Source organism: Peribacillus sp. RS7 (genome assembly GCF_041956845.1).
GTDB lineage: Bacteria > Bacillota > Bacilli > Bacillales > DSM-1321 > Peribacillus.
This window is the reverse complement of sequence record NZ_CP168135.1, coordinates 2,003,740-2,023,556: the sequence shown is the minus strand read 5'-3', so window position 1 is coordinate 2,023,556 and position 19,817 is coordinate 2,003,740. Positions and strand designations below refer to the sequence as shown.

Below are 19,817 nucleotides of genomic sequence, written 5' to 3'. Positions count from 1 at the left end.
GATGGAAAAATTATCTTTCACTAGGATGGTGGAGGAATTTCAGGTCTTTGTCATCAGCAAAGAACAGCATATCTCCAATCGACATGCTGTTCCGGTGCTATCTCATTTTAGAGTGGTGTTGCTTTAAGCGGTGCATCATTCAAGGCCCATACGGATACGCTTTTCCCATGAACGGGAAAGGTCGCGTAACCATCTTCTTCAATGGTAATGTGGTCATCTCGATGACAGGTTAAATCACTCCAGATTTCACCAGCCCGATGTTTACCGACGAACATCCTTTTTTCACTGTTGTGATCACCATTGGAGATAACGACGGCACACCCCGAGCCTTCTAGCTCTTCAACCCCGAGCCGGACCCAGCCAATCGTATTATGATCATCAAAATAGTCCGTCTGTTCCCCGTAAGCTTTTTCATGCCTTGCATATAAGAGGCGATCGAGAATATCCTGTTTACCAGGTACCGGAGAAGGCCCGCCGATTCCATAATAGTCCCCGTAAAAGACACAGGGATAACCGCAAAGTCTAAGCAGGATAAGGGCATATGCCGACGGTTTAAACCAGTCCTTTACCCAGGATTCCAGTGATTCATGAGGTTGGGAGTCATGGTTGTCGACAAAAGTGACAGCCTGCGCCGGATTGGTTTGGACGAGGGTATCATCAAAGATGGTTGAGAGGTCGAAGTCAGTTCCTGCTTTTGAAGCCTCATGAAATTTATAATGCAGGGAAACATCGAACAAGTTGAGGTCATGATTGGTTTGCTCTAAGTAAGTTTGACAAGCTTTAACATCCGCCTTCCAAAATTCGCCGACCATGAAGAAATGTTCCTTTGTATAAGGAATGAGTTCTTGTAGAAACTCATTGATGAATTCATAATCAATATGTTTAACGGCGTCCAAACGAAAACCATCACACTTTAACGTATCAACCATCCATTTTCCCCAGTTAATCATTTCCCGCCGAACTTCTGGCAGACTGTAATCGATGTTGGCAAACATTAAATAATCATAGTTTCCGAATTCATCGATGACATGCTTACTCCAGTGTTTATTTTCGCCTGTGATTCGATATACACCCATTTTGTCGTTTTCGGCATCGTAGTCAGTCCCATTAAAATGAGTATGGTTCCACTTAAAATCAGAGTATTTATTTTTACGGCCTGGAAAATCGAATGTTGTCCAGCCTTCAATTTCAAAAGGTTCTGAAATATCTTCCATACGATTGTCTGGATTGACTTCAATGACTTCTATTTTTTCGGTTCCATCTGCTCCTGCCTTGTGATTCATGACTAAATCGATATAAACGCAAAGTCCGTAGTTATGACAGGTGGCTATTGCTTGAAGCAATTCATCTTTGGTTCCGTATTTGGTACGAACGGTTCCTTTTTGGTCAAATTCCCCCAAATCGTATCCATCATATATTCCATACCCGTTATCCCCAATGGATTGCCCTTTGGTAACCGGCGGAAGCCAGACGCAATCAATTCCTATATCCTTCAACTTGGAGGCTGCATATTTCAATCTTTCCCAATGAGAACCATCTGCCTCAAGATGCCACTCGAAAAATTGCATCATCGTATGATTTCTTTTCATCCGTTCCCCCCCTGACACCGACACGTTTTGATAAAATTGAAGCAGAACGATCGGATAAAGTAATAGTGGAAATCTTTACCCTCTAATTTCAAATGATAAACAAGTAAACAAATCCCTCTGAATAGAGTTTCATTTACCTCTCTATTTTACTATTTTATACCAAATAAGGGTATTTTATATTGATTAGCAATTAAAAATTATTAAAAGGTGGAGGAATAACCGGGTTAAAGTATTAGGAAGGCGGAAAAACGATATAGTTTAAGTTCTTGGTCTAAAGTCATCGACGAAAATAATGGATGGCTTTACGCCAAAGCAATAAAAAAGGTATCCCGAATATTTTGGGATACCTTTTTCGTATTGGAAGGGCATGGTCTATCCTTTTTTACCTCTCCGTTTAAAGAAGTGGGCAAAGACCATTGCACCAAATAATAAGAGTAGGAGCACGGAAGATGGAATGATCGTATTTTTGGATGAGCTGCTGTTATCTGTCCCTTGTTGCCCCATGTTCCCGTTCATACCAGGAGGTGCTCCATTCTCGTCATTCACCATGTTAGGGGACTGCAAGGCAGCCCCATTCTCGCCGCCGCCCATGTTTGGTGGTGGCTGGCCTGCATTTGCGTTATCGCCCCTATTAGGAGCTCTGCCGCCCATACTGCTTTCTGTTTCAGCCTCCACAACCAGATCTCCAGAAAGCTGTGCTAAGATAGACTCAGCTCGTTGGGCAGCGAAGTCAACCAGGGTTTCCTCGCCTGACGTCGCTTCTGTAAACTCTTCAATTGTATAGAATTTAGTCGGGTCCTTTTTCACATATGGTGTGATTAATGTAGAAATATCAGTTGTCATTGCTGTCATATTTTCTTCAGAGAAAAAATCTGTGGCAATGCCGTCTAGATAATCATAATATTTTTCACGGTACCCGTCGTTGGAAAGCAGGGCATTCAATAAAGGACGATCTTCAAGGGTTGTACCTGATACAGGTTCGGTAATGCTGAAGTTGATATTACTTTCATTCATGAAATTTGAACTCATATCCATCATTCCGCCACCGTTCTTATTCGGTGCTTCTCCAAGGGGCTCCGTGTCATCCTTGTTAGCAGTATCGTTACTCTCAGCTGCCACTTCATTTTCTTTATCGGATGCGCCTTCCTGGCGTACCCCGCCTCCGGAAAAGCCTCCAAATGACATATTATAGTCCCAGGGCAGCATGGAAAAGACGCCATTTTCCTCATATAGATAGTAGTTATGCTTTAATGTGCCTTGATAATGATCGAGGTTGACGAGGGCTGTATTGGCTGCAAAGTAGCGCAATGTTTCATCTACATCCAAAACTTCTTCTAAATCCCCGCCATTATTGATGGCATCAAGCATCTTGATCATCGCAGATTGATCAGAACTTTCATTTGTTTTTAAGTTCAACCCTGTATAATCATCAATATTTTCACCAATCCATTTTAAATCACTTCCGGTGCCATCAGGATAATAAAGGTCACCGTTGCCAGATGGAAAGTTATTATTCAAAAATGTTTCATTAATAGATTCAACGCCTAAATATAAGCCCCATTCTTTTCCATTGATGGTCACGTACATATAGGAATGTCCGGGAGTTGCTATGCCCATCTTTTCCATTAGCTCATATGAAAGGTACTCCCTCATATACGTGGGGTCACTATAATTATTATTTAAATCAAATTCTTTCAGGCCATGCAAATTTTGATCTGACTGATAGTAATTAAAATCTATATTCCAGCTGTAGCGTTCCGAATCTTCCATTTGGACAACAGAGTTTAAGGAAAGGTTCCCTTTGGTTCGAAACCCTACATTTTCAACTTTTTCCCCATTAATGGTCACATCTGATGCAACAACTTCCTTTTCAGAGGGGTTATCCAGGATTGAATCCAAATCATCATCAGCCAATGTTATATCAACGGTTGTCACCTTGCTTTGGTCAAACACGGACCCCGTATATGTATTTCCTTTAGTGGCCTTTTCAATTGTCAGATTGGGAAGGAAAGACATCACTGCTATAAAGATGGCGATAAGTAACCCAATCGACGCTACGACGTATCTTGTCTTTAACATGCCAGGCTCCTTTCTTCTGCATTCTTATATAGCGGACAAGCCATGGAATCTTATGTCCGCCATCTATCTTAAGCAGTGAAGTTGCCATCATAACTCAACATGATGGCAGAATGAACGCTATTCATGTCCTTGACTTGATTAATGAATTCCGCATTATTATCTTTTAATCGAATTTCATATGTCACTTCAAGATTATTATCCGGCATGACCGACTTTGATTTGATGGAATGCTTTTTCACTTTATTGGATATCATTTCGTCTAACGTTTTTTCAATTGAGGCATCTGTATATTTAACGATAAATAAATAAGGATTTTCTACAGTGATCCGGTTCGCAAATATGAGCATGACAATACCTATTAAAATAGCACCGATGATAACCAGTGGAATTAGTCCTGCCCCGCATAAAATCCCGGAAGCGGCTGCCCAGAATAGGAAGATCAAGTCCATGGGATCTTTAATTGGCGTTCTGAATCGAACGATGGAGAGAGCACCAACCATACCAAGGGAGATAACGATATTAGTTGAAATACCCATGATGATCAAAGCCGTTGCCATTGTCATGATGATGAGGGAAATATTGAAATTGTGTGAGTACATCACACCGGAAAAGGTCTTCTTATAAATGACGTAAATAAACAAACCGATGGCAAATGCCAACAATAACCCAATTAGGGAGTCAATGATTGAAAAGCTCTCTGTCTTGTCTAAAAAGCTTGATTTGAAAATATCATTAAAAGTGCTAGTAGTCGTCGTATCCATGTGCCATTCCTCCAAATATTATGTGTTTAGCTGAAATCAGCCGTATCTTCTGCTTAGTTGATATTTTGAAAAAGCCGTTTTTCTAGTATCGATGATGGATAACAATTGTTTGATGATATCCGGAAGAAACTCATCAAACTTTATTTCCAGGATGACCCAATCCGGGTCTAGTGCATCGACGACGATTAATTCGGGATTCAGGAAGTCCGTATCCCGATAGCTGGTTTTCACATTGCTGTCGAAGGTGACCCGCACATTTCCATACTCATAGATAAATACCTCCCTTTCATAGTCGACGACTGTTGTCGGCTTGATTTGGAAAAGGGTCATTTGAATGTATAAGTCCCTAAGGATATCCCTTGAATCTTCGGACATCCAATTTATATCCCCTGAACGAATTCGTTCGTATTCTTCGGCAGACAGCCTGCACTTCTGTTTATAGGTAAGGTTATCCCGCTTACTCTTTTTTTCTAGATTGATGAAATCAGTATTATGATCATAAAGTCTAGCCCTGAACTTATCCCTGTGATAGAACCCCTCCGTTTTTTGCCGCAGGATTTTATTGTCAAAGTTATCGAAATAGACACTTCGAATTAAATACTTCCCATCCAGCCCATGGGGATCAAGCCTCATGAAGTTTTTCAGATTATTTCTTAATAAATAACAATCTGCTCTGGTGATTGCATGCTTGAGTTCCCGCCTGCCCTTTAAATCATTCATTGTTGTTCCTCCTTTTTCATGTTTTTACTAGGTTCAGCTTATAAACACAATCTTAATAAAACCTTAAGAACAATTTTCTGTTTAATAGATAAATAGAGAATAGTCCCCAGTTTTAACCTTTTCTTAATTTTATTGGAATTTATTAGAAGAAAAATGAGTGGATTTACTCATTGAGAATAATTATCATTATCAGTAAAATGAATCTCATGATAATGATAATTATTCTCAATTAATTCAATACATGGAGGCTCACTATGGTAACGAATACTCTTACAAAAAATGATCAATTACTGGAACAACAAAATACAAGGGAATCAAATGCCCGATCTTATCCTAGAAGATTACCGATAGCCATCGATCAAGCGGAGGGAATTTACCTAACAGACATGGATGGAAAACGATATATTGATTTTCTTGCCGGGGCTGGAACATTAGCGCTCGGTCACAATCATCCGGCTGTGCTTGAAGCAATGGAAAAAGTTCTTAAGGATAAACGGCCGTTACATACATTGGATTTTACGACGCCAATCAAAGAGCAGTTCGTTGATGAAATTTTTGAAAGCCTGCCTGAAGAATTCAGGAAAAATGCAAAAATTCAATTCTGTGGTCCTACTGGCGGGGATGCCATTGAGGCAGCACTTAAATTAGTAAAAACAGCCACAGGCAACAGAAGCATTTTATCCTTCCAAGGAGCTTATCACGGGGCAACCCATGCAACCATGTCAATCAGCGGCAATACAAAACCAAAGGAAAAGATACAAGGGTTAATGCCAGACGTACATTTCCTTCCGTATCCCTATCAATATCGCTGTCCTTTTGGAATAGGCGGAGAAGAAAGTCATAAAATCAGTAGCCAGTATATCGAAAATCTACTGAACGATCCTGAATCTGGATTATTGGCACCTGCAGGAATGATTTTAGAGGCAGTACAAGGTGAAGGAGGTTCCATTCCCGCTCCAATTCCTTGGCTTAAGGAAATCAGAAGAATTACAAAAGAGAAGGGCATTCCGCTAATTATCGATGAAGTTCAATCCGGTATCGGCCGTACAGGAAAAATGTTTGCCTTCGAACATGCAGGAATCATTCCGGATGTTCTTGTCTTATCTAAAGCAATTGGCGGAAGTCTTCCATTATCGGTGGTAATTTATAACAAAGAGTTGGACCTATGGTCTCCAGGTGCACATATCGGTACGTTCCGGGGAAATCAATTGGCGATGGCAGCAGGAACAGCGACTTTAAAGTATATGAAAGAGACGAATCTTGTGGAGCATTCCGCTAAAATGGGTGAAATCTTAAAGGATATTCTTAAAGATTTGCAAAAAGATATTCAGCAGATCGGGGATGTTAGAGGCCGTGGATTGATGGTCGGTGTCGAAATGGTCAAGCATGAAGAACCTCAAAATCCGAATGGAAGCTATCCAGCTGATTCGGAACTTGCCAGTACCATTCAACAGGAATGTTTTCAAAGAGGATTGATTCTGGAAGTGGGCGGCAGACATGGAAGTGTAGTGAGGTTCCTGCCACCATTGATCGTAACGGAATCCCAGCTTCGCGAAGCCACTGCCATTTTTGAACAGGCTGTTCGTGCAGCTGTAGCTAGAGGGTGAATTATCAATGATTGAAATGATAAATAAAACGGATTTTGCTTATTCTCCATTGTTCTTGAATAACGAAGAAGGTTTCAATAACTACAGCCAGTCATTAAAAATCATGGAAAAGAAGCTGATGGCCTTTTTAAAAGGGAACAATTCACCATACTCTGGGAAAAATCCGTATGAAATAGAAGCAAGATTAAACGGACTGACCCTCGCTTCTCTAAAAGGGGAGACGATTGAAGCAGTTGCGGCTGAGCTGGCGGAGTTTGTTATTGATGACAGCATCAATGTACACAGTCCTACTTGTATCGGGCATTTGCATTGCCCGACACTAATTCCAGCCGTGGCAGCCGAAATGATTATCGGTACGTTGAATCAATCCATGGATTCATGGGACCAAAGCTCGACGGCAACTTTCGTTGAAGAGCGTTTAATAGATTGGCTGTGCAGTCAGGTAGGGTTACCGGAACAAGCCGATGGGATTTTCACAAGCGGTGGTACCCAATCTAATTACATGGGACTGCTATTGGCAAGGGACGCCTATTGTAAGCGTTTCTGGGATGTGGACGTTCAACAGCACGGCTTGCCAGTCGAGGCGAAAAAATTGCGGATCCTATGCTCCGAGGCTGCCCACTTTACGGTTCGTAAATCAGCGGCACAGCTGGGGCTTGGTGAACAGGCAGTGATCACGATTAAAACGGATTCAAATCATCGTCTGTCCATGGATGATTTGAATCATCAGTTGCTGCTTTTAGAGGAACAGGATTTACTTCCATTTGCTATCGTTGCAACTTGTGGAACGACGGATTTTGGTTCAATCGATCCATTACATGAATTGTCCGAAGCTGCTAGGAAGAATGGGATATGGCTGCATGTGGACGCTGCATATGGCGGTGCGATGATTTTAAGCAAGGATTACAAAGAGTTAATCAGCGGAATTGAACGGGCCGACTCGATTACGGTTGATTTTCACAAATTATTCTATCAACCCATCAGTTGTGGTGCTTTTCTTGTCTCGGACAGCAACTCATTTCAATATATCCAGCATCACGCCGATTACTTGAATCCACAGGAAGATGAAGCGGAGGGCATGGTTCATTTAGTCAATAAATCGGTTCAAACGACGAGAAGGTTCGATGCACTGAAACTCTGGATGTCATTGAAGGTCGTTGGACTGGACACCTTTGCTGAAATGATCGACTATACTTGTCATCTTGCACGTGAAGTGGCTGTGAAGATCGAAAAAGAGGATGGATTCACAGTATTAAATAAAGATCCTGAATTGAATGCAGTTGTATTCCGTTATAATCCCTCGGGAGAAAGTGATCAGCTAGTAAATCTATTAAATAAACAGATTCAGCAGGAATTACTGAAAAGCGGACGGGCATTTTTAGCAAAAACGCGTTTTGACGGACAGGTATATTTAAAAATGACACTATTGAATCCAATGACAAGGCTTGAACACATAGAGGAAATTTTAGACGAAATTCGAGTTTTAGGTGAAATGTTCAAGATGATGGAGGAATGAAGATGAATGGTAAGCAAATAGCTGAAAGGGCAACGATGCAAAGCTTTCTGAACTGTTATTTCCGGGAAACCGGGAATTGCAGTTTAGAAGAAACGAGAAACTGGCCAGATTTGGAGGGTTCCATTCCGGATTCATTATTAGTCAGTAATCTCAGATCCCAAGATATTGCATTGCTTGTTCCACTTAAATATTGGTCGGTAACGGGGCGTCATATCTTCACCTTCCCGATTTACTACGAAACAGCATCCAAACAAGTACGTGAATTAGATTATGTGACAATGGTCTCGATTGTTTCTAAAGAGTTATTGAATGAGCAGGGCCGGACGGATAGTGAAGATGAATTGATGCTGCGTGTCATCCTTAGCAGCCAAAATATTCAACGTTATGTGGAAGCGAGGACAGAAGACGCTGATGCACTTCAAAGTCCTGATTTTACATACATCGAAGCAGAGCAGTCGCTTTTATTCGGCCACCTGTTCCACCCGACACCGAAAAGTAAGCAGGGCATTTCAGAAAAAGATGAATGGATCTATTCACCCGAATTAAAAGGGGAGTTTCAGCTGCACTATTTCCTGGCAGAGCCTTCGATCGTCATCCAGGATTCTAGTGAAGTCCGATCGGCAAGTGAGATCATTAAACAAGAATTAGCTGGTGACTTGGAGATTTCCAGTGAATTTCGTGACACGTATTGCCAAAAGGAAAGCCGATACAGCATTATCCCGGCACATCCGCTCCAGGCAAAAGTGCTTATCGAAAAAGAAGAGGTTAAGAGGCTAATCGAGCAAGGAACACTAGTTTATGCAGGACCGCTTGGAAAAAAATTCACGGCTACCTCTTCATTTAGAACGGTATATAGTGCCACATCGAGATATATGTACAAATTTTCCGTTCCGGTTAAGATCACGAATTCATTACGTGCGAATTTGCAAAAAGAACTAGATCGCGGTGTGGAAATTGCTAAATTAATAGATTCAAAAGTGGGCGATGATCTAAAAGAACAGCATCCCGCCTTCCGTGTTATTAAGGACCCTGCTTATCTAACGATCAAAACAACTGAACAAGAATCAGGTTTCGATGTTGATATTCGGGAAAACCCTTTTTATGAAAATGATAAACAAGCAAGCCTGATTGCAGGCTTATGTCAGGATAATGCCTATGGTGCACCATCAAGGCTTGGAGCGATCATCCGCAAATTGGCAGCTGATGAAAACCGCAGTACCGAAGAAGTAAGTAAGGAATGGTTCAAAATTTATCTTTCAATGACATTAAAACCGATGCTTTGGCTATTTGAAGAGTATGGAATTGTTTTAGAAGCCCACCAGCAAAATTCAATCATTCAACTTCAAGATGGCTATCCATCCACTTTTTATTATCGTGATAATCAAGGGTATTACTATTGCGAGTCCAAAGTAGACAGGTTGTTGAATATCCTGCCTGAACTAAGTGAAAAAAGCTTCACGACTTGTTCTGATGAAGTCGCTGAAGAAAGACTTCAATACTACTTCTTTTTCAATCACTTATTAGGCTTAATCAATAATTTTGGTACGGAAGGATTAGTATCAGAGAAAACCCTGTTACAGCTCGTTCAGGAACAATTGGAAACAAGCAGCAGGGAAAGCGAGGATGAAGGGTTGAATCGAGTTGTTTCAAGGCTGCTTCATGCCCGGGAATTATCTTGTAAGGCTAATTTACTGACGCGATTTCATGATATGGATGAGCTTGTCGGTTCACTTGAGACACAATCCGTTTATACAACGATTGGTAATCCATTCGCGCAGGGGGTTTTAACCGCCTATGAAAAATAGTTATGAAGAAAATCTGAAGGACTGTAATCAACAGCTTTCATTTGTCAAAGTTGAATTTGAGAGGGATGTAGATACACTGCATAAATGGATGCATGAAGAACATGTGATACCCTACTGGAATTTAAATTTCACAAAAGAAAAGTTTGCTGTTCATTTGCAAAAGGCGTTGGCTGACACACACCAAACACTCTATCTTGGCTGCCTTGATGCAATCCCCATGAGCTATTGGGAATCGTATTGGGTAAAAGGCGATATCATCGAAGATTATTATGAGTCCGAAGAGGGAGATCAAGGCATTCATTTACTCATTGGTGATTCAGATTACCTTGGAAAAGGACTGGCTTTGCCGTTTTTACGTGCAATGGTGAAATACCAACTGCTTTCTTCTAGAACAAAAAAGGTGATGGCGGAACCGGACATTCGAAATGCAAAGATGATTTACTTATTTGAAAAGTGCGGTTTCACCCCAATTAAAGAAATTGAGCTCCCTGACAAAACGGCATTGCTAATGTCATGTACACGGGAGAATTTTGAGAGGAAGTGGAAGTATGGAGAAGCAACAATCTATCTATGACCTGGTAGGGATAGGGATAGGCCCCTTTAACCTTGGACTTGCGGCCCTTTTGGAGAAAACCCCGGAGTTGAATGCCGTCTTTTTTGAGAAAAAGCAGGAATTTAATTGGCATGAAGGAATGCTGCTGGAAGGGACAACACTGCAGGTACCGTTCTTTGCCGATCTAGTTAGCATGGCTGATGTGACTAGCCCATATAGTTACTTGAGTTATTTACAGCAGCATGATCGTCTCTATCATTTCTACTTTCTTGAAAAATTCTTGATTCCACGAAAAGAATATAACGACTATTGCCGCTGGACTGCCCATCAACTTGAAAGCTGCTGTTTTGGAAAGGCGGTGGAGGCGGTGGAGTATATAGGTGATCAAGGTGAACCCTTCTATCAAATCAGTGTAAGGGATGCACAAACACAAAAGATCGAAGTCTATTATGGCCGTCATGTTGTCATGGGAATTGGCACCGCCCCGACTGTCCCGTCGGCATTTCACCCATATATGGGGGAGAGCATCCTGCATTCGGCAGATTATTTACGGAACAAAGAAAATGTCTTAAAGAAAAAATCCGTAACGGTTGTCGGATCTGGACAGAGTGCAGCCGAGGTCTTTCTGGATCTCCTGAATGAGCAGGAGCAATATGGCTATCAGCTTAACTGGTATACAAGATCCAAGGGGTTTTTCCCTATGGAATATTCAAAACTTGGGTTGGAATACTTCACTCCGGATTACCTTGATTTCTTTTATCGGCTGCCACAGGAAAAGAAGGATGAAATTCTGCCGAAACAGGATCTATTGTATAAAGGGATCAGCGCCACGACAATTGCAGCAATTTTTGACAAGATGTATGAAAAATCGATTGGAAATGCCGAACTTTCCATTGAACTTAGGGCCATGACGGAAGTTTCGGCGGTAACTCCCACCGAAAATGGCTGGGGATTGAAATGCCGACAGTGGGTAGAAGATAGAGAATTTGATGTGGACACAGAGGCGATTGTTTTTGGAACGGGCTATAAACCAACCCTTCCGGCATTCCTTGACACCATGGAAGACCTTTTAGTCCGCGATGATTTGGGGCGGCTTACAATAACGAAAGATTATAGAGTAGGAACGGCCATCACTACGCAGAATCACCTTTTTATTCAAAATGGCGAGATACATACACATGGTGTGGGTGCTCCGGATCTAGGCTTAGGGGCCTTCCGAAACTCCATCATTATCAATCAATTGGCAGGTAAAGAGATTTATCCATCAGAGCCAAAGGGTGCTTTTCAGTCATTCCGTGTAAAATCACCTGTCATGGCTTACTAAGAGAAGGGAAGGGAAGCATTGTATGCAGTTCATAAATGAAGTGGAACAGGCGGTTTCAGAAAAAAATTGGTCGATAGTAAACCAAAACCTGCTGGCCAAGATGATTTCTGAGTATATGTATGAAGATATGATCAAACCAGCTGTCTTGAACGAAAATGCAGCAGGAAACCTATATGAGTTAAAGATAAATGAGGGGAGATCTTATCAATTTTTGGCTTCACCCCGTCTTTTTGACAGCTATGAAGTACAGGCTGAGTCGATCCAGGTATATGAAACGGAAGGTTTTACACAGGCCAATGATGCTATTCAATTCATTTTGGACATCCAGCCGGTAATTGGGATGACTGCAGAAACAACAGGACATTTAATCAAGGAATTCCATCATACGCTGCTTGCGGACCTCCAATTGCTATCCAAACCTGAACAAGACGCGGATGATTTGGTCGAACTGGACTATGCTTTACTTGAAGGGGAAATGAGCGGTCACCCTTGGATTGCTTATAACAAGGGAAGAATCGGTTTCGGTTTTGATGATTATTTGAAGTTTGCTCCAGAAAACCAGAAGGAAGTTCAGTTATCATGGATTGCGGTCAATAAAACGAGGGGTGAGTTCAATTCCATTGAAAAGTTGTCTTATAAGCAATTGATGGAGAATGAACTGGATGAGGAAACCCAAAAATCATTTGCAAAAAGATTGACAGAGAAAGGCCTGAAGTCAGAAAACTATTTCTACCTCCCAGTCCATGAATGGCAGTGGAAAAATGTAATCATCCAGAATTTTACAGATGACTTGGCTAAAGGGTTGATTGTAGCTTTGGGAAATGGTCCTGATGAGTATCTTCCGCAACAATCAATTCGGACATTTGTTAATGTGTCGAATAAGAATAAACACCACGTCAAGCTGCCGATGAGCATTTTAAATACGCTAGTCTACCGTGGATTACCAGCGGAGCGCACAGTCATTGCTCCAAAAATCACAGCGTATATTAAGAACATTTATGAAAATGATTCATTCTTGAAGGAAGAATGCAAAGTAGTGCTTCCAGGTGAAGTGGCCAGTTTAAACGTTGACCACCCGTATTTTTCCAAGCTGGAGAATGTACCCTATCAATATTTGGAGATGCTAGGCGGTATTTGGAGAGAAAGCATATACAGTTATATGGAAGAAGGCGAAAAGCCCATTACACTTGCTTCCCTTTTACATGTGGACTACAAAGGGAAGCCATATGTGGAGAGCCTTATTGAAAAATCCGGATTGACTGCGGAAGCCTGGACAGCTCAATTATTCGATGTCATTCTATCACCACTATTACATTTTATCTATCAATATGGATTGGTCTTCTCGCCGCATGGTCAAAATACCATTTTAGTTTTGAAGGATTACAAGCCTCATCGTTTGGCCATCAAGGATTTTGTGGATGATGTAAACGTCAGTGATCAGCCGCTTCCTGAATTGAGTAAACTTCCTGATGATTTAAGAAAAGTATTAAGAAGTGAAACCCCTGAAGGACTGGTTCAATTCATTTTCACGGGACTATTCATCTGTCATTTCCGTTACTTGTCAACACTCCTGATGAAGAGGTCCCTTTTGGATGAGAATGTCTTTTGGGAAGGCGTCGCTCAAACAATCCTTACACATCAGAAAAAATTCCCTAGGTTACAGGATCGTTTCGATATATTCAATTTCTTTGCGCCAAAATTAACAAAACTTTGCCTGAATAGAAATCGGATGCTTCAATATGGATATAGCGATGGTGAAGACCGTCCGCATGCATCTGAGTTTGGGCATGTGAATAATGCCCTTTATGAAAAGTTACCTGCAAAAACGCAATAAAGTTAAACTGGCTCAGACTTTTGAGCTAATTTCAGACTGTAGACGAACTCAATAAGAATTGAGTACGTCTACAGTTTTTTTGGATTTTTAAATTTTGACCGTTGATTTCCGCTTCAGGCACTCGCTTTCCGCGGGCGGTCCCCCTTGGACGCGTATTCCCCCGCAGGGGCCTCGTACCTTCCGTTCCAACAGAGTCCGATAATTATTAAAAATGTACGCATTAAAAAGGATTGTGTTATCCGGCTTGATTCAAACTACCTAAAAATTTTCTTTGGAATAGGGCTTGCCGTTCATATAAATTGGTGATAAGCTATTGTGTAAACGGTTACACAAAATTATTGAGGTGGATATATTGGCAACTATTCGGGATGTTGCAAAGGAAGCTGGGGTTTCTGTGGCAACGGTTTCCAGAGTTATGAATGGCAGTGGTTATGCACATGAGGACACAAAAAAGGTGGTCATGGCAGCTGTTGAAAAATTAAATTATAAACCGAATGAAGTGGCAAGATCCCTTTATAATCGTAAATCCAAATTGGTTGGTTTGATTTTGCCAGACATTACGAATCCCTTCTTCCCTGAAATGGCAAGAGGTGTCGAGGATTATCTGCAGCAATTCGGGTATCGATTAATCTTTGGGAATAGCGATGAAAAGAGAGATAAAGAAATAGAATATATTGACACTTTTCTTCAGAATAATGTAGTGGGCATGATTGCTTCAACCAGTGAAGAAGCCAATGAAAATTTTGATAACCTGGAAATTCCAGTTGTCCTTCTTGACCGTACAGCAGAAAAATTACCAGCTGTTTATTCCGATCAAAAGACAGGCGGTAAGCTCGCAGCACGCGTATTGCTTGATAGAGGCAGTACAAATATCGTCCTCATCAGGGGACCAGTCGAAATAAAACCTGTATATGAACGGTACATGGCAGCATTGGAAGAATTGAAACAAGCCGAAGTGAATGTGCAAGTCATGGATTCATCCCTCACTCTTCAGGGCGGCCAAATTTGCGTGAGACAGCTGTTCGAGCAATATCCAAAAACGGATGGAATCATTGCTTGCAATGATATTGTTGCAGCTGCCGCACTTCAAGAGATTTTAAAACGGGGAATACGGATTCCGGAAGACATACAATTGATAGGCTATGATGATATCGCCTTCACTGCGTTATTGCACCCACCGTTATCGACAATTCGGCAGCCAGCCTACGAGATGGGGGCACAAGCCGCGGAAATGCTAATTAAAAAGATCAATCAGGAAAAATTGGAAGTGACGCACAAAAAGCTCCCTGTTTCTTTTGTGGAGAGACAAACAACGAGAAGAAAGGCGGAGAAGGCATGATTAGAATTACAGTAGTGGGAAGTTCCTCAATGGACTTAGTGGTGACATCAGCTAAGCGGCCAATAGCAGGGGAAACGGTTTTAGGAGAGTCGTTCATCACGGTTCCTGGAGGAAAAGGAGCCAATCAGGCTGTGGCTGCTGCCCGACTTGGTGCTGAAGTATCCATGGTTGGATGTGTAGGTGATGATGTCTATGGTGAGATCATTTTAGAAAACCTGAAAAAAAATCATATAAACACGGAGTATGTGGAACCGGTTACAGGTGCAGCCTCCGGTACAGCACACATTACCCTTTCAGAAGGTGATAACAGTATTATTGTCGTAAAAGGTGCAAATGATTTCATTACTCCTGAATATGTACAAAAGGCGAAAAAGGTCATTGAGGAGTCGGATATCGTGATGGTTCAGCAGGAAATTCCTGAGGAAACAGTGGAATTTCTGGCTGAATTGTGCAACACGCTTCAAAAGAAATTACTTTTGAACCCAGCTCCAGCCCGCAAGCTAAGCGAGGCTGTCATTCAACAGGCATCATTCCTTACGCCGAATGAACATGAGTTCGAAATACTTTTTAATGGCCGGGATCGAACGAAAGTCTTGACTGAGTATCCAAATAAATTATTCATTACCGAAGGGAAAAATGGCGTCCGTTATTTTGACGGGCATGAAGAAAAGGTCGTTCCAAGCTTTGTAGTGGAAGCAGTGGATACAACAGGGGCAGGCGATACATTCAATGCTGCCTTTGCGGTGGCTGTTGCAGAAGGAAAAAGTTTTGACGAATGCTTGTTATTCGCGAACCGGGCAGCCTCCATTTCCGTGACGAAGTTAGGCGCTCAAGGCGGCATGCCGCAAAGGAAAGAAGTCGAAAGGGGCCTTGAAGCATGAAACGTCAAGGAATCATCAATAGTTCAATAGCCAAGGTCCTGGTTGACCTTGGTCATACGGATTATATTGTCGTGGCTGATGCGGGGCTGCCGGTACCATCGGGAGTTTGCAAGATAGATTTAGCTTTGACGCCTGGAACACCATCTTTTCAAGATGTCGTTCGAGCCGTTCACGAAGATATGGTTGTTGAAAAAGTTATCGCTGCCACTGAAGTGAAGGATAAAAACCCAGAACAGCATCAATATTTGGAGCAGCAATTCGGGGAAGGGATTGAATATGTTTCCCATGAGGATTTTAAAAGGCTGACAAGTAACGCGAAAGCAATAATCCGGACTGGGGAGACGACGCCGTATTCAAATTGCATATTGCAGTCTGGAGTATTCTTTTAAAGAAAAGAGATGATGAGCATGCAAATCGAAATGCACAATATTTATAAAGCATTTGGTCAAAACAAGGTATTGGAAGGTGTTCATTTTTCTTTAGAGGCAGGAGAAGTACATGCACTAATGGGGGAGAATGGAGCGGGGAAGTCAACCTTGATGAACATTTTGACCGGGCTGCATAAACAAGACCAAGGAACGATCGAGATTAACGGTAAAGAAACCTCATTCAAGGATTCAAAGGAAGCGGAAGAGGCGGGAATGGCCTTTATCCGTCAGGAATTGAATATTTGGCCAGAGATGACCGTGCTGGAGAATCTATTTATCGGCAGGGAAATGGTAAATACCTTCGGTGTCCTAAAGACGAAACAAATGAAAGCGCGTGCAAACGAGATTTTTAAAACACTTAATATTTCCCTTCCTTTTGATAAGGAAGCCGGCCTTTGTTCTGTCGGGGAACAGCAAATGATTGAAATTGCCAAGACGCTTATGACGGATGCCGAAGTCATCATCATGGACGAGCCCACAGCAGCTCTGACCGATAGAGAAATAGAGAAGCTCTTTGAAGTGATGAAAGGACTTACTAAAAAGGGTGTATCACTAGTTTATATCTCTCACCGAATGGAAGAAATTTTTGCCATTTGTGACAGGATCACCGTAATGCGTGACGGAAAAACAGTCGATACGAAAAAAATTGCAGATACAAATTTCGATGAAGTCGTTCAAAAAATGGTCGGGCGGGAGTTGGAGGATCGTTTTCCTCATCGTGAAGCAAACCCTGGCGACGTAGTCCTCGATGTAAAAGGATTAACTAAAAAAGGGCTTTTTGAAGATATCCATTTCGCAGTACGGCAAGGCGAGATTGTGGGTGTAGCCGGATTGATGGGAGCTGGCAGAACAGAAATAATGCGCGCCCTTTTTGGTGTCGACCAAATAGACAGCGGTGAAATTACCATTGAAGGCAAGAAAGTTTCCATACGAAAACCAACGGATGCAGTTCGACACGGCCTGGCCTTCATTACGGAAAATCGTAAAGAAGAGGGGCTGATACTGGACTTTTCAGTAAGGGAAAATATCGGCTTGCCGAATCTGAAAAGCTTTGCTCCTAATGGACTCGTAAAAACGGAGGATGAGAAAAACTTTGCCGAAATGATGATTAAGCGACTTCACGTAAAGACATCTTCGGCTGAAACGATCATCGGCAATCTTTCCGGAGGGAATCAACAAAAGGTGGTAATAGCCAAATGGATCGGCACTTCCCCTAAAGTTTTAATTATGGATGAGCCAACCCGAGGCATAGATGTTGGTGCAAAACGTGAAATTTACGAATTGATGAATGAATTGACGGAGCGAGGCATCGCCATCATCATGGTTTCGTCAGAACTTCCGGAAATCATTGGAATGAGTGATAGAATCCTTGTGGTTCACGAAGGTGAGATTGCTGGGGAATTGTTAAAGCAGGAAGCGACGCAAGAAAAAATTATGGCATTGGCGACAGGAGGGAACTAGGATGAAACTTGAGGCTACAGGGAAAAGCGGGATTTGGCAGAAATTTGGTCCGTTACTTGCCCTGGTACTTTTATTTATCGTAATAACCGTTTTAAATCCATCATTCATGGAACCGAATAATATTTTGAATTTATTGCGTCAAACCTCCATCAATGCACTTATTGCATTTGGAATGACCTTTATCATATTGACAGGTGGCATCGACTTGTCCGTCGGTTCCATTTTAGCTCTATCCAGCGCACTTATGGCGGGCATGATGGTCTCGGGAATGGATCCTATTTTAGCAATATTAGTAGGCATTCTGCTAGGTGCAATAATGGGTATAATCAATGGGATTCTCGTTTCAAAAGGAAAAATGGCCCCTTTCATCGTGACATTGGCCACCATGACGATATTCCGGGGATTAACGCTTGTGTATACGGATGGAAAGCCGATTACTGGAATTGGCGATTCTGAAATGTTCCAGATGCTTGGGAGAGGATACTTCCTGGGACTGCCAGTACCGGCTGTTGTGATGGTCATCGCTTTCTTAATCCTATGGTTCCTGCTTCATAAAACATCCTTTGGCCGTAAAACATATGCAATTGGCGGAAATGAAAGGGCTTCCCGCATTTCGGGGATTAAAGTTGACCGAGTCAAGGTGGCCATATATGGTCTGGCCGGTACGATGGCAGCAATTGCCGGTGCCATTTTAACATCCCGTTTGAATTCGGCACAGCCGACGGCAGGCCAATCCTATGAAATGGATGCCATCGCAGCCGTGGTGCTGGGTGGAACGAGCCTTTCAGGCGGTAAAGGGCGGTTGTTCGGTACGCTGGTGGGTGTCCTGATCATCGGTACCTTGAATAACGGCATGAATTTACTTGGTGTATCCTCCTTTTACCAGCAAGTGGTAAAAGGTGCAGTTATATTAATCGCGGTCTTACTTGACCGTAAAAAATCATAAGAAGAGGTGTAATCAATGAAAAAAATAGTATCGATCATCATGGTTCTTTCTTTAATGGTCTTAGCTGCCTGTTCAATGGATTCTGGTCTAAAAGATGATAAAAAAGAAAAGAAAGACTCCATGAAAGACGTGAAAGTCGGAGTCAGCATCTCAACTTTAAACAATCCATTCTTCGTTTCCTTAAAAGATGGTATTGAAAAAGAAGCAAAAGAAAAAGGCATGAAAGTTACAGTTGTTGACGCCCAGGATGATACAGCAAAACAGATTAGCGGAATTGAAGATTTAATTCTTCAAGAGGTTGATGTCCTTCTTGTGAATCCAACTGACTCTGCGGCAATAACTTCAGCCGTTCAAGATGCAAATGATGCGGGCATTCCCGTTATCACGATTGACCGCTCTTCAGACGAAGGTGACATTGAAACGTTCATCGCTTCCGATAATGTGGCTGGCGGTGAAATGGCTGCAGAATATCTAGTTAAAGAGCTTGGCGAAAAAGCGAAAGTAGTGGAAATTGAAGGGGTATCCGGAGCATCTGCAACTCGTGAACGTGGGAAAGGTTTCCACAATATTGCGGACAAGCAGTTAGATGTCCTGACAAGCCAGACGGCGGAATTCGACCGGACAAAAGGGCTTAACGTCATGGAAAATATCCTCCAAGGCAATAATGACATCCAAGCGGTATTCGCCCATAATGATGAAATGGCACTTGGGGCCATTGAAGCAATCAAGGCAGCAGGAAAAGACATCATCGTGGTTGGTTTTGACGGAAATGATGATGCATTGAAAGCAGTTGAAACCGGTGAACTAAAAGCTACAATCGCCCAACAACCGGCACTTATCGGTGAAGAAGCGGTTAATGCGGCTGAGAAAATCTTAAAAGGCGATAAAGTGGATGACACAATATCCGTTCCATTGAAATTGGTCACCAAAGAATAATTGTCTGCAAACCATGAGAGTGCCAGAACTTTTCCGGC

The 19,817-nt window shown here is 42.1% G+C and carries 16 protein-coding genes; 12 read left to right on the top strand and 4 right to left on the bottom strand.

The annotated features are described in order from the left end of the window. Positions 1-107: 107 nt before the first annotated feature. The 4 genes from ACDZ29_RS10315 to ACDZ29_RS10300 all read right to left on the bottom strand — a co-directional run bounded on the left by ACDZ29_RS10315 (position 108) and on the right by ACDZ29_RS10300 (position 5,149). On the bottom strand, positions 108-1,589 hold the full coding sequence (locus tag ACDZ29_RS10315; protein WP_289327180.1) for an alpha-amylase: 1,482 nt from the start codon (positions 1,587-1,589) through the stop codon (positions 108-110). A gap of 372 nt (positions 1,590-1,961) precedes the next feature. After that, on the bottom strand, positions 1,962-3,668 hold the full coding sequence (locus ACDZ29_RS10310; protein WP_375090799.1) for a CotH kinase family protein: 1,707 nt from the start codon (positions 3,666-3,668) through the stop codon (positions 1,962-1,964). Between the two features lie 68 nt (positions 3,669-3,736). Next, complete coding sequence (locus ACDZ29_RS10305; RefSeq protein WP_289314167.1) at positions 3,737-4,429, bottom strand: DUF4956 domain-containing protein; 693 nt, start codon at positions 4,427-4,429, stop codon at positions 3,737-3,739. A gap of 36 nt (positions 4,430-4,465) precedes the next feature. After that, positions 4,466-5,149 carry a polyphosphate polymerase domain-containing protein gene (locus ACDZ29_RS10300; protein ID WP_289327177.1) on the bottom strand — a complete coding sequence of 228 codons (684 nt, stop codon included), beginning with the start codon at positions 5,147-5,149 and terminating at the stop codon, positions 4,466-4,468. 254 nt (positions 5,150-5,403) lie between these two features. Here ACDZ29_RS10300 and ACDZ29_RS10295 point away from each other — a divergent pair, with 254 nt between their 5' ends. The 12 genes from ACDZ29_RS10295 (at position 5,404) to rbsB (ending at position 19,779) form a co-directional block, all read left to right on the top strand. Next, positions 5,404-6,756 (top strand): aspartate aminotransferase family protein, encoded by a 1,353-nt coding sequence (locus ACDZ29_RS10295; RefSeq protein ID WP_289314169.1) that lies wholly within the window; start codon positions 5,404-5,406, stop codon positions 6,754-6,756. A gap of 7 nt (positions 6,757-6,763) precedes the next feature. After that, a complete protein-coding gene (locus tag ACDZ29_RS10290) occupies positions 6,764-8,272 on the top strand; it encodes a pyridoxal phosphate-dependent decarboxylase family protein (RefSeq protein ID WP_375090798.1) in 1,509 nt (502 codons plus the stop codon). A gap of 2 nt (positions 8,273-8,274) precedes the next feature. Continuing rightward, positions 8,275-10,077 carry an IucA/IucC family protein gene (locus tag ACDZ29_RS10285; protein ID WP_375090797.1) on the top strand — a complete coding sequence of 601 codons (1,803 nt, stop codon included), beginning with the start codon at positions 8,275-8,277 and terminating at the stop codon, positions 10,075-10,077. Continuing rightward, positions 10,067-10,651: a GNAT family N-acetyltransferase gene (locus tag ACDZ29_RS10280; RefSeq protein ID WP_289327173.1), complete on the top strand. Its 585-nt coding sequence runs from the start codon at positions 10,067-10,069 to the stop codon at positions 10,649-10,651. The genes ACDZ29_RS10285 and ACDZ29_RS10280 overlap by 11 nt, the downstream gene beginning before the upstream one ends. Beyond that, entirely contained in the window at positions 10,626-11,954 is a 1,329-nt protein-coding gene (locus tag ACDZ29_RS10275; RefSeq protein WP_375090796.1) for a lysine N(6)-hydroxylase/L-ornithine N(5)-oxygenase family protein, read from the top strand. Before ACDZ29_RS10280 ends, ACDZ29_RS10275 begins: the two co-directional genes overlap by 26 nt. A gap of 22 nt (positions 11,955-11,976) precedes the next feature. After that, positions 11,977-13,788: an IucA/IucC family protein gene (locus ACDZ29_RS10270; protein ID WP_375090795.1), complete on the top strand. Its 1,812-nt coding sequence runs from the start codon at positions 11,977-11,979 to the stop codon at positions 13,786-13,788. A gap of 352 nt (positions 13,789-14,140) precedes the next feature. Then, a complete protein-coding gene (locus tag ACDZ29_RS10265) occupies positions 14,141-15,127 on the top strand; it encodes a LacI family DNA-binding transcriptional regulator (protein WP_375091128.1) in 987 nt (328 codons plus the stop codon). Then, positions 15,124-16,008: a ribokinase gene (gene rbsK, locus ACDZ29_RS10260; protein WP_375090794.1), complete on the top strand. Its 885-nt coding sequence runs from the start codon at positions 15,124-15,126 to the stop codon at positions 16,006-16,008. The genes ACDZ29_RS10265 and rbsK overlap by 4 nt, the downstream gene beginning before the upstream one ends. Continuing rightward, positions 16,005-16,397, top strand: a complete 393-nt coding sequence (gene rbsD / locus ACDZ29_RS10255; RefSeq protein ID WP_375090793.1) for a D-ribose pyranase — start codon at positions 16,005-16,007, stop codon at positions 16,395-16,397. The genes rbsK and rbsD overlap by 4 nt, the downstream gene beginning before the upstream one ends. An 18-nt stretch (positions 16,398-16,415) precedes the next feature. Continuing rightward, on the top strand, positions 16,416-17,897 hold the full coding sequence (locus tag ACDZ29_RS10250) for a sugar ABC transporter ATP-binding protein (RefSeq protein ID WP_375091127.1): 1,482 nt from the start codon (positions 16,416-16,418) through the stop codon (positions 17,895-17,897). 1 nt (position 17,898) lies between these two features. Further along, the gene (locus ACDZ29_RS10245) at positions 17,899-18,843 is read left to right on the top strand and encodes an ABC transporter permease (protein WP_289327167.1); all 945 of its coding nucleotides are present in this window, start codon (positions 17,899-17,901) and stop codon (positions 18,841-18,843) included. 15 nt (positions 18,844-18,858) lie between these two features. Further along, the gene (gene rbsB / locus ACDZ29_RS10240; protein WP_375090792.1) at positions 18,859-19,779 is read left to right on the top strand and encodes a ribose ABC transporter substrate-binding protein RbsB; all 921 of its coding nucleotides are present in this window, start codon (positions 18,859-18,861) and stop codon (positions 19,777-19,779) included. The last annotated feature ends 38 nt before the right edge of the window (positions 19,780-19,817 follow it).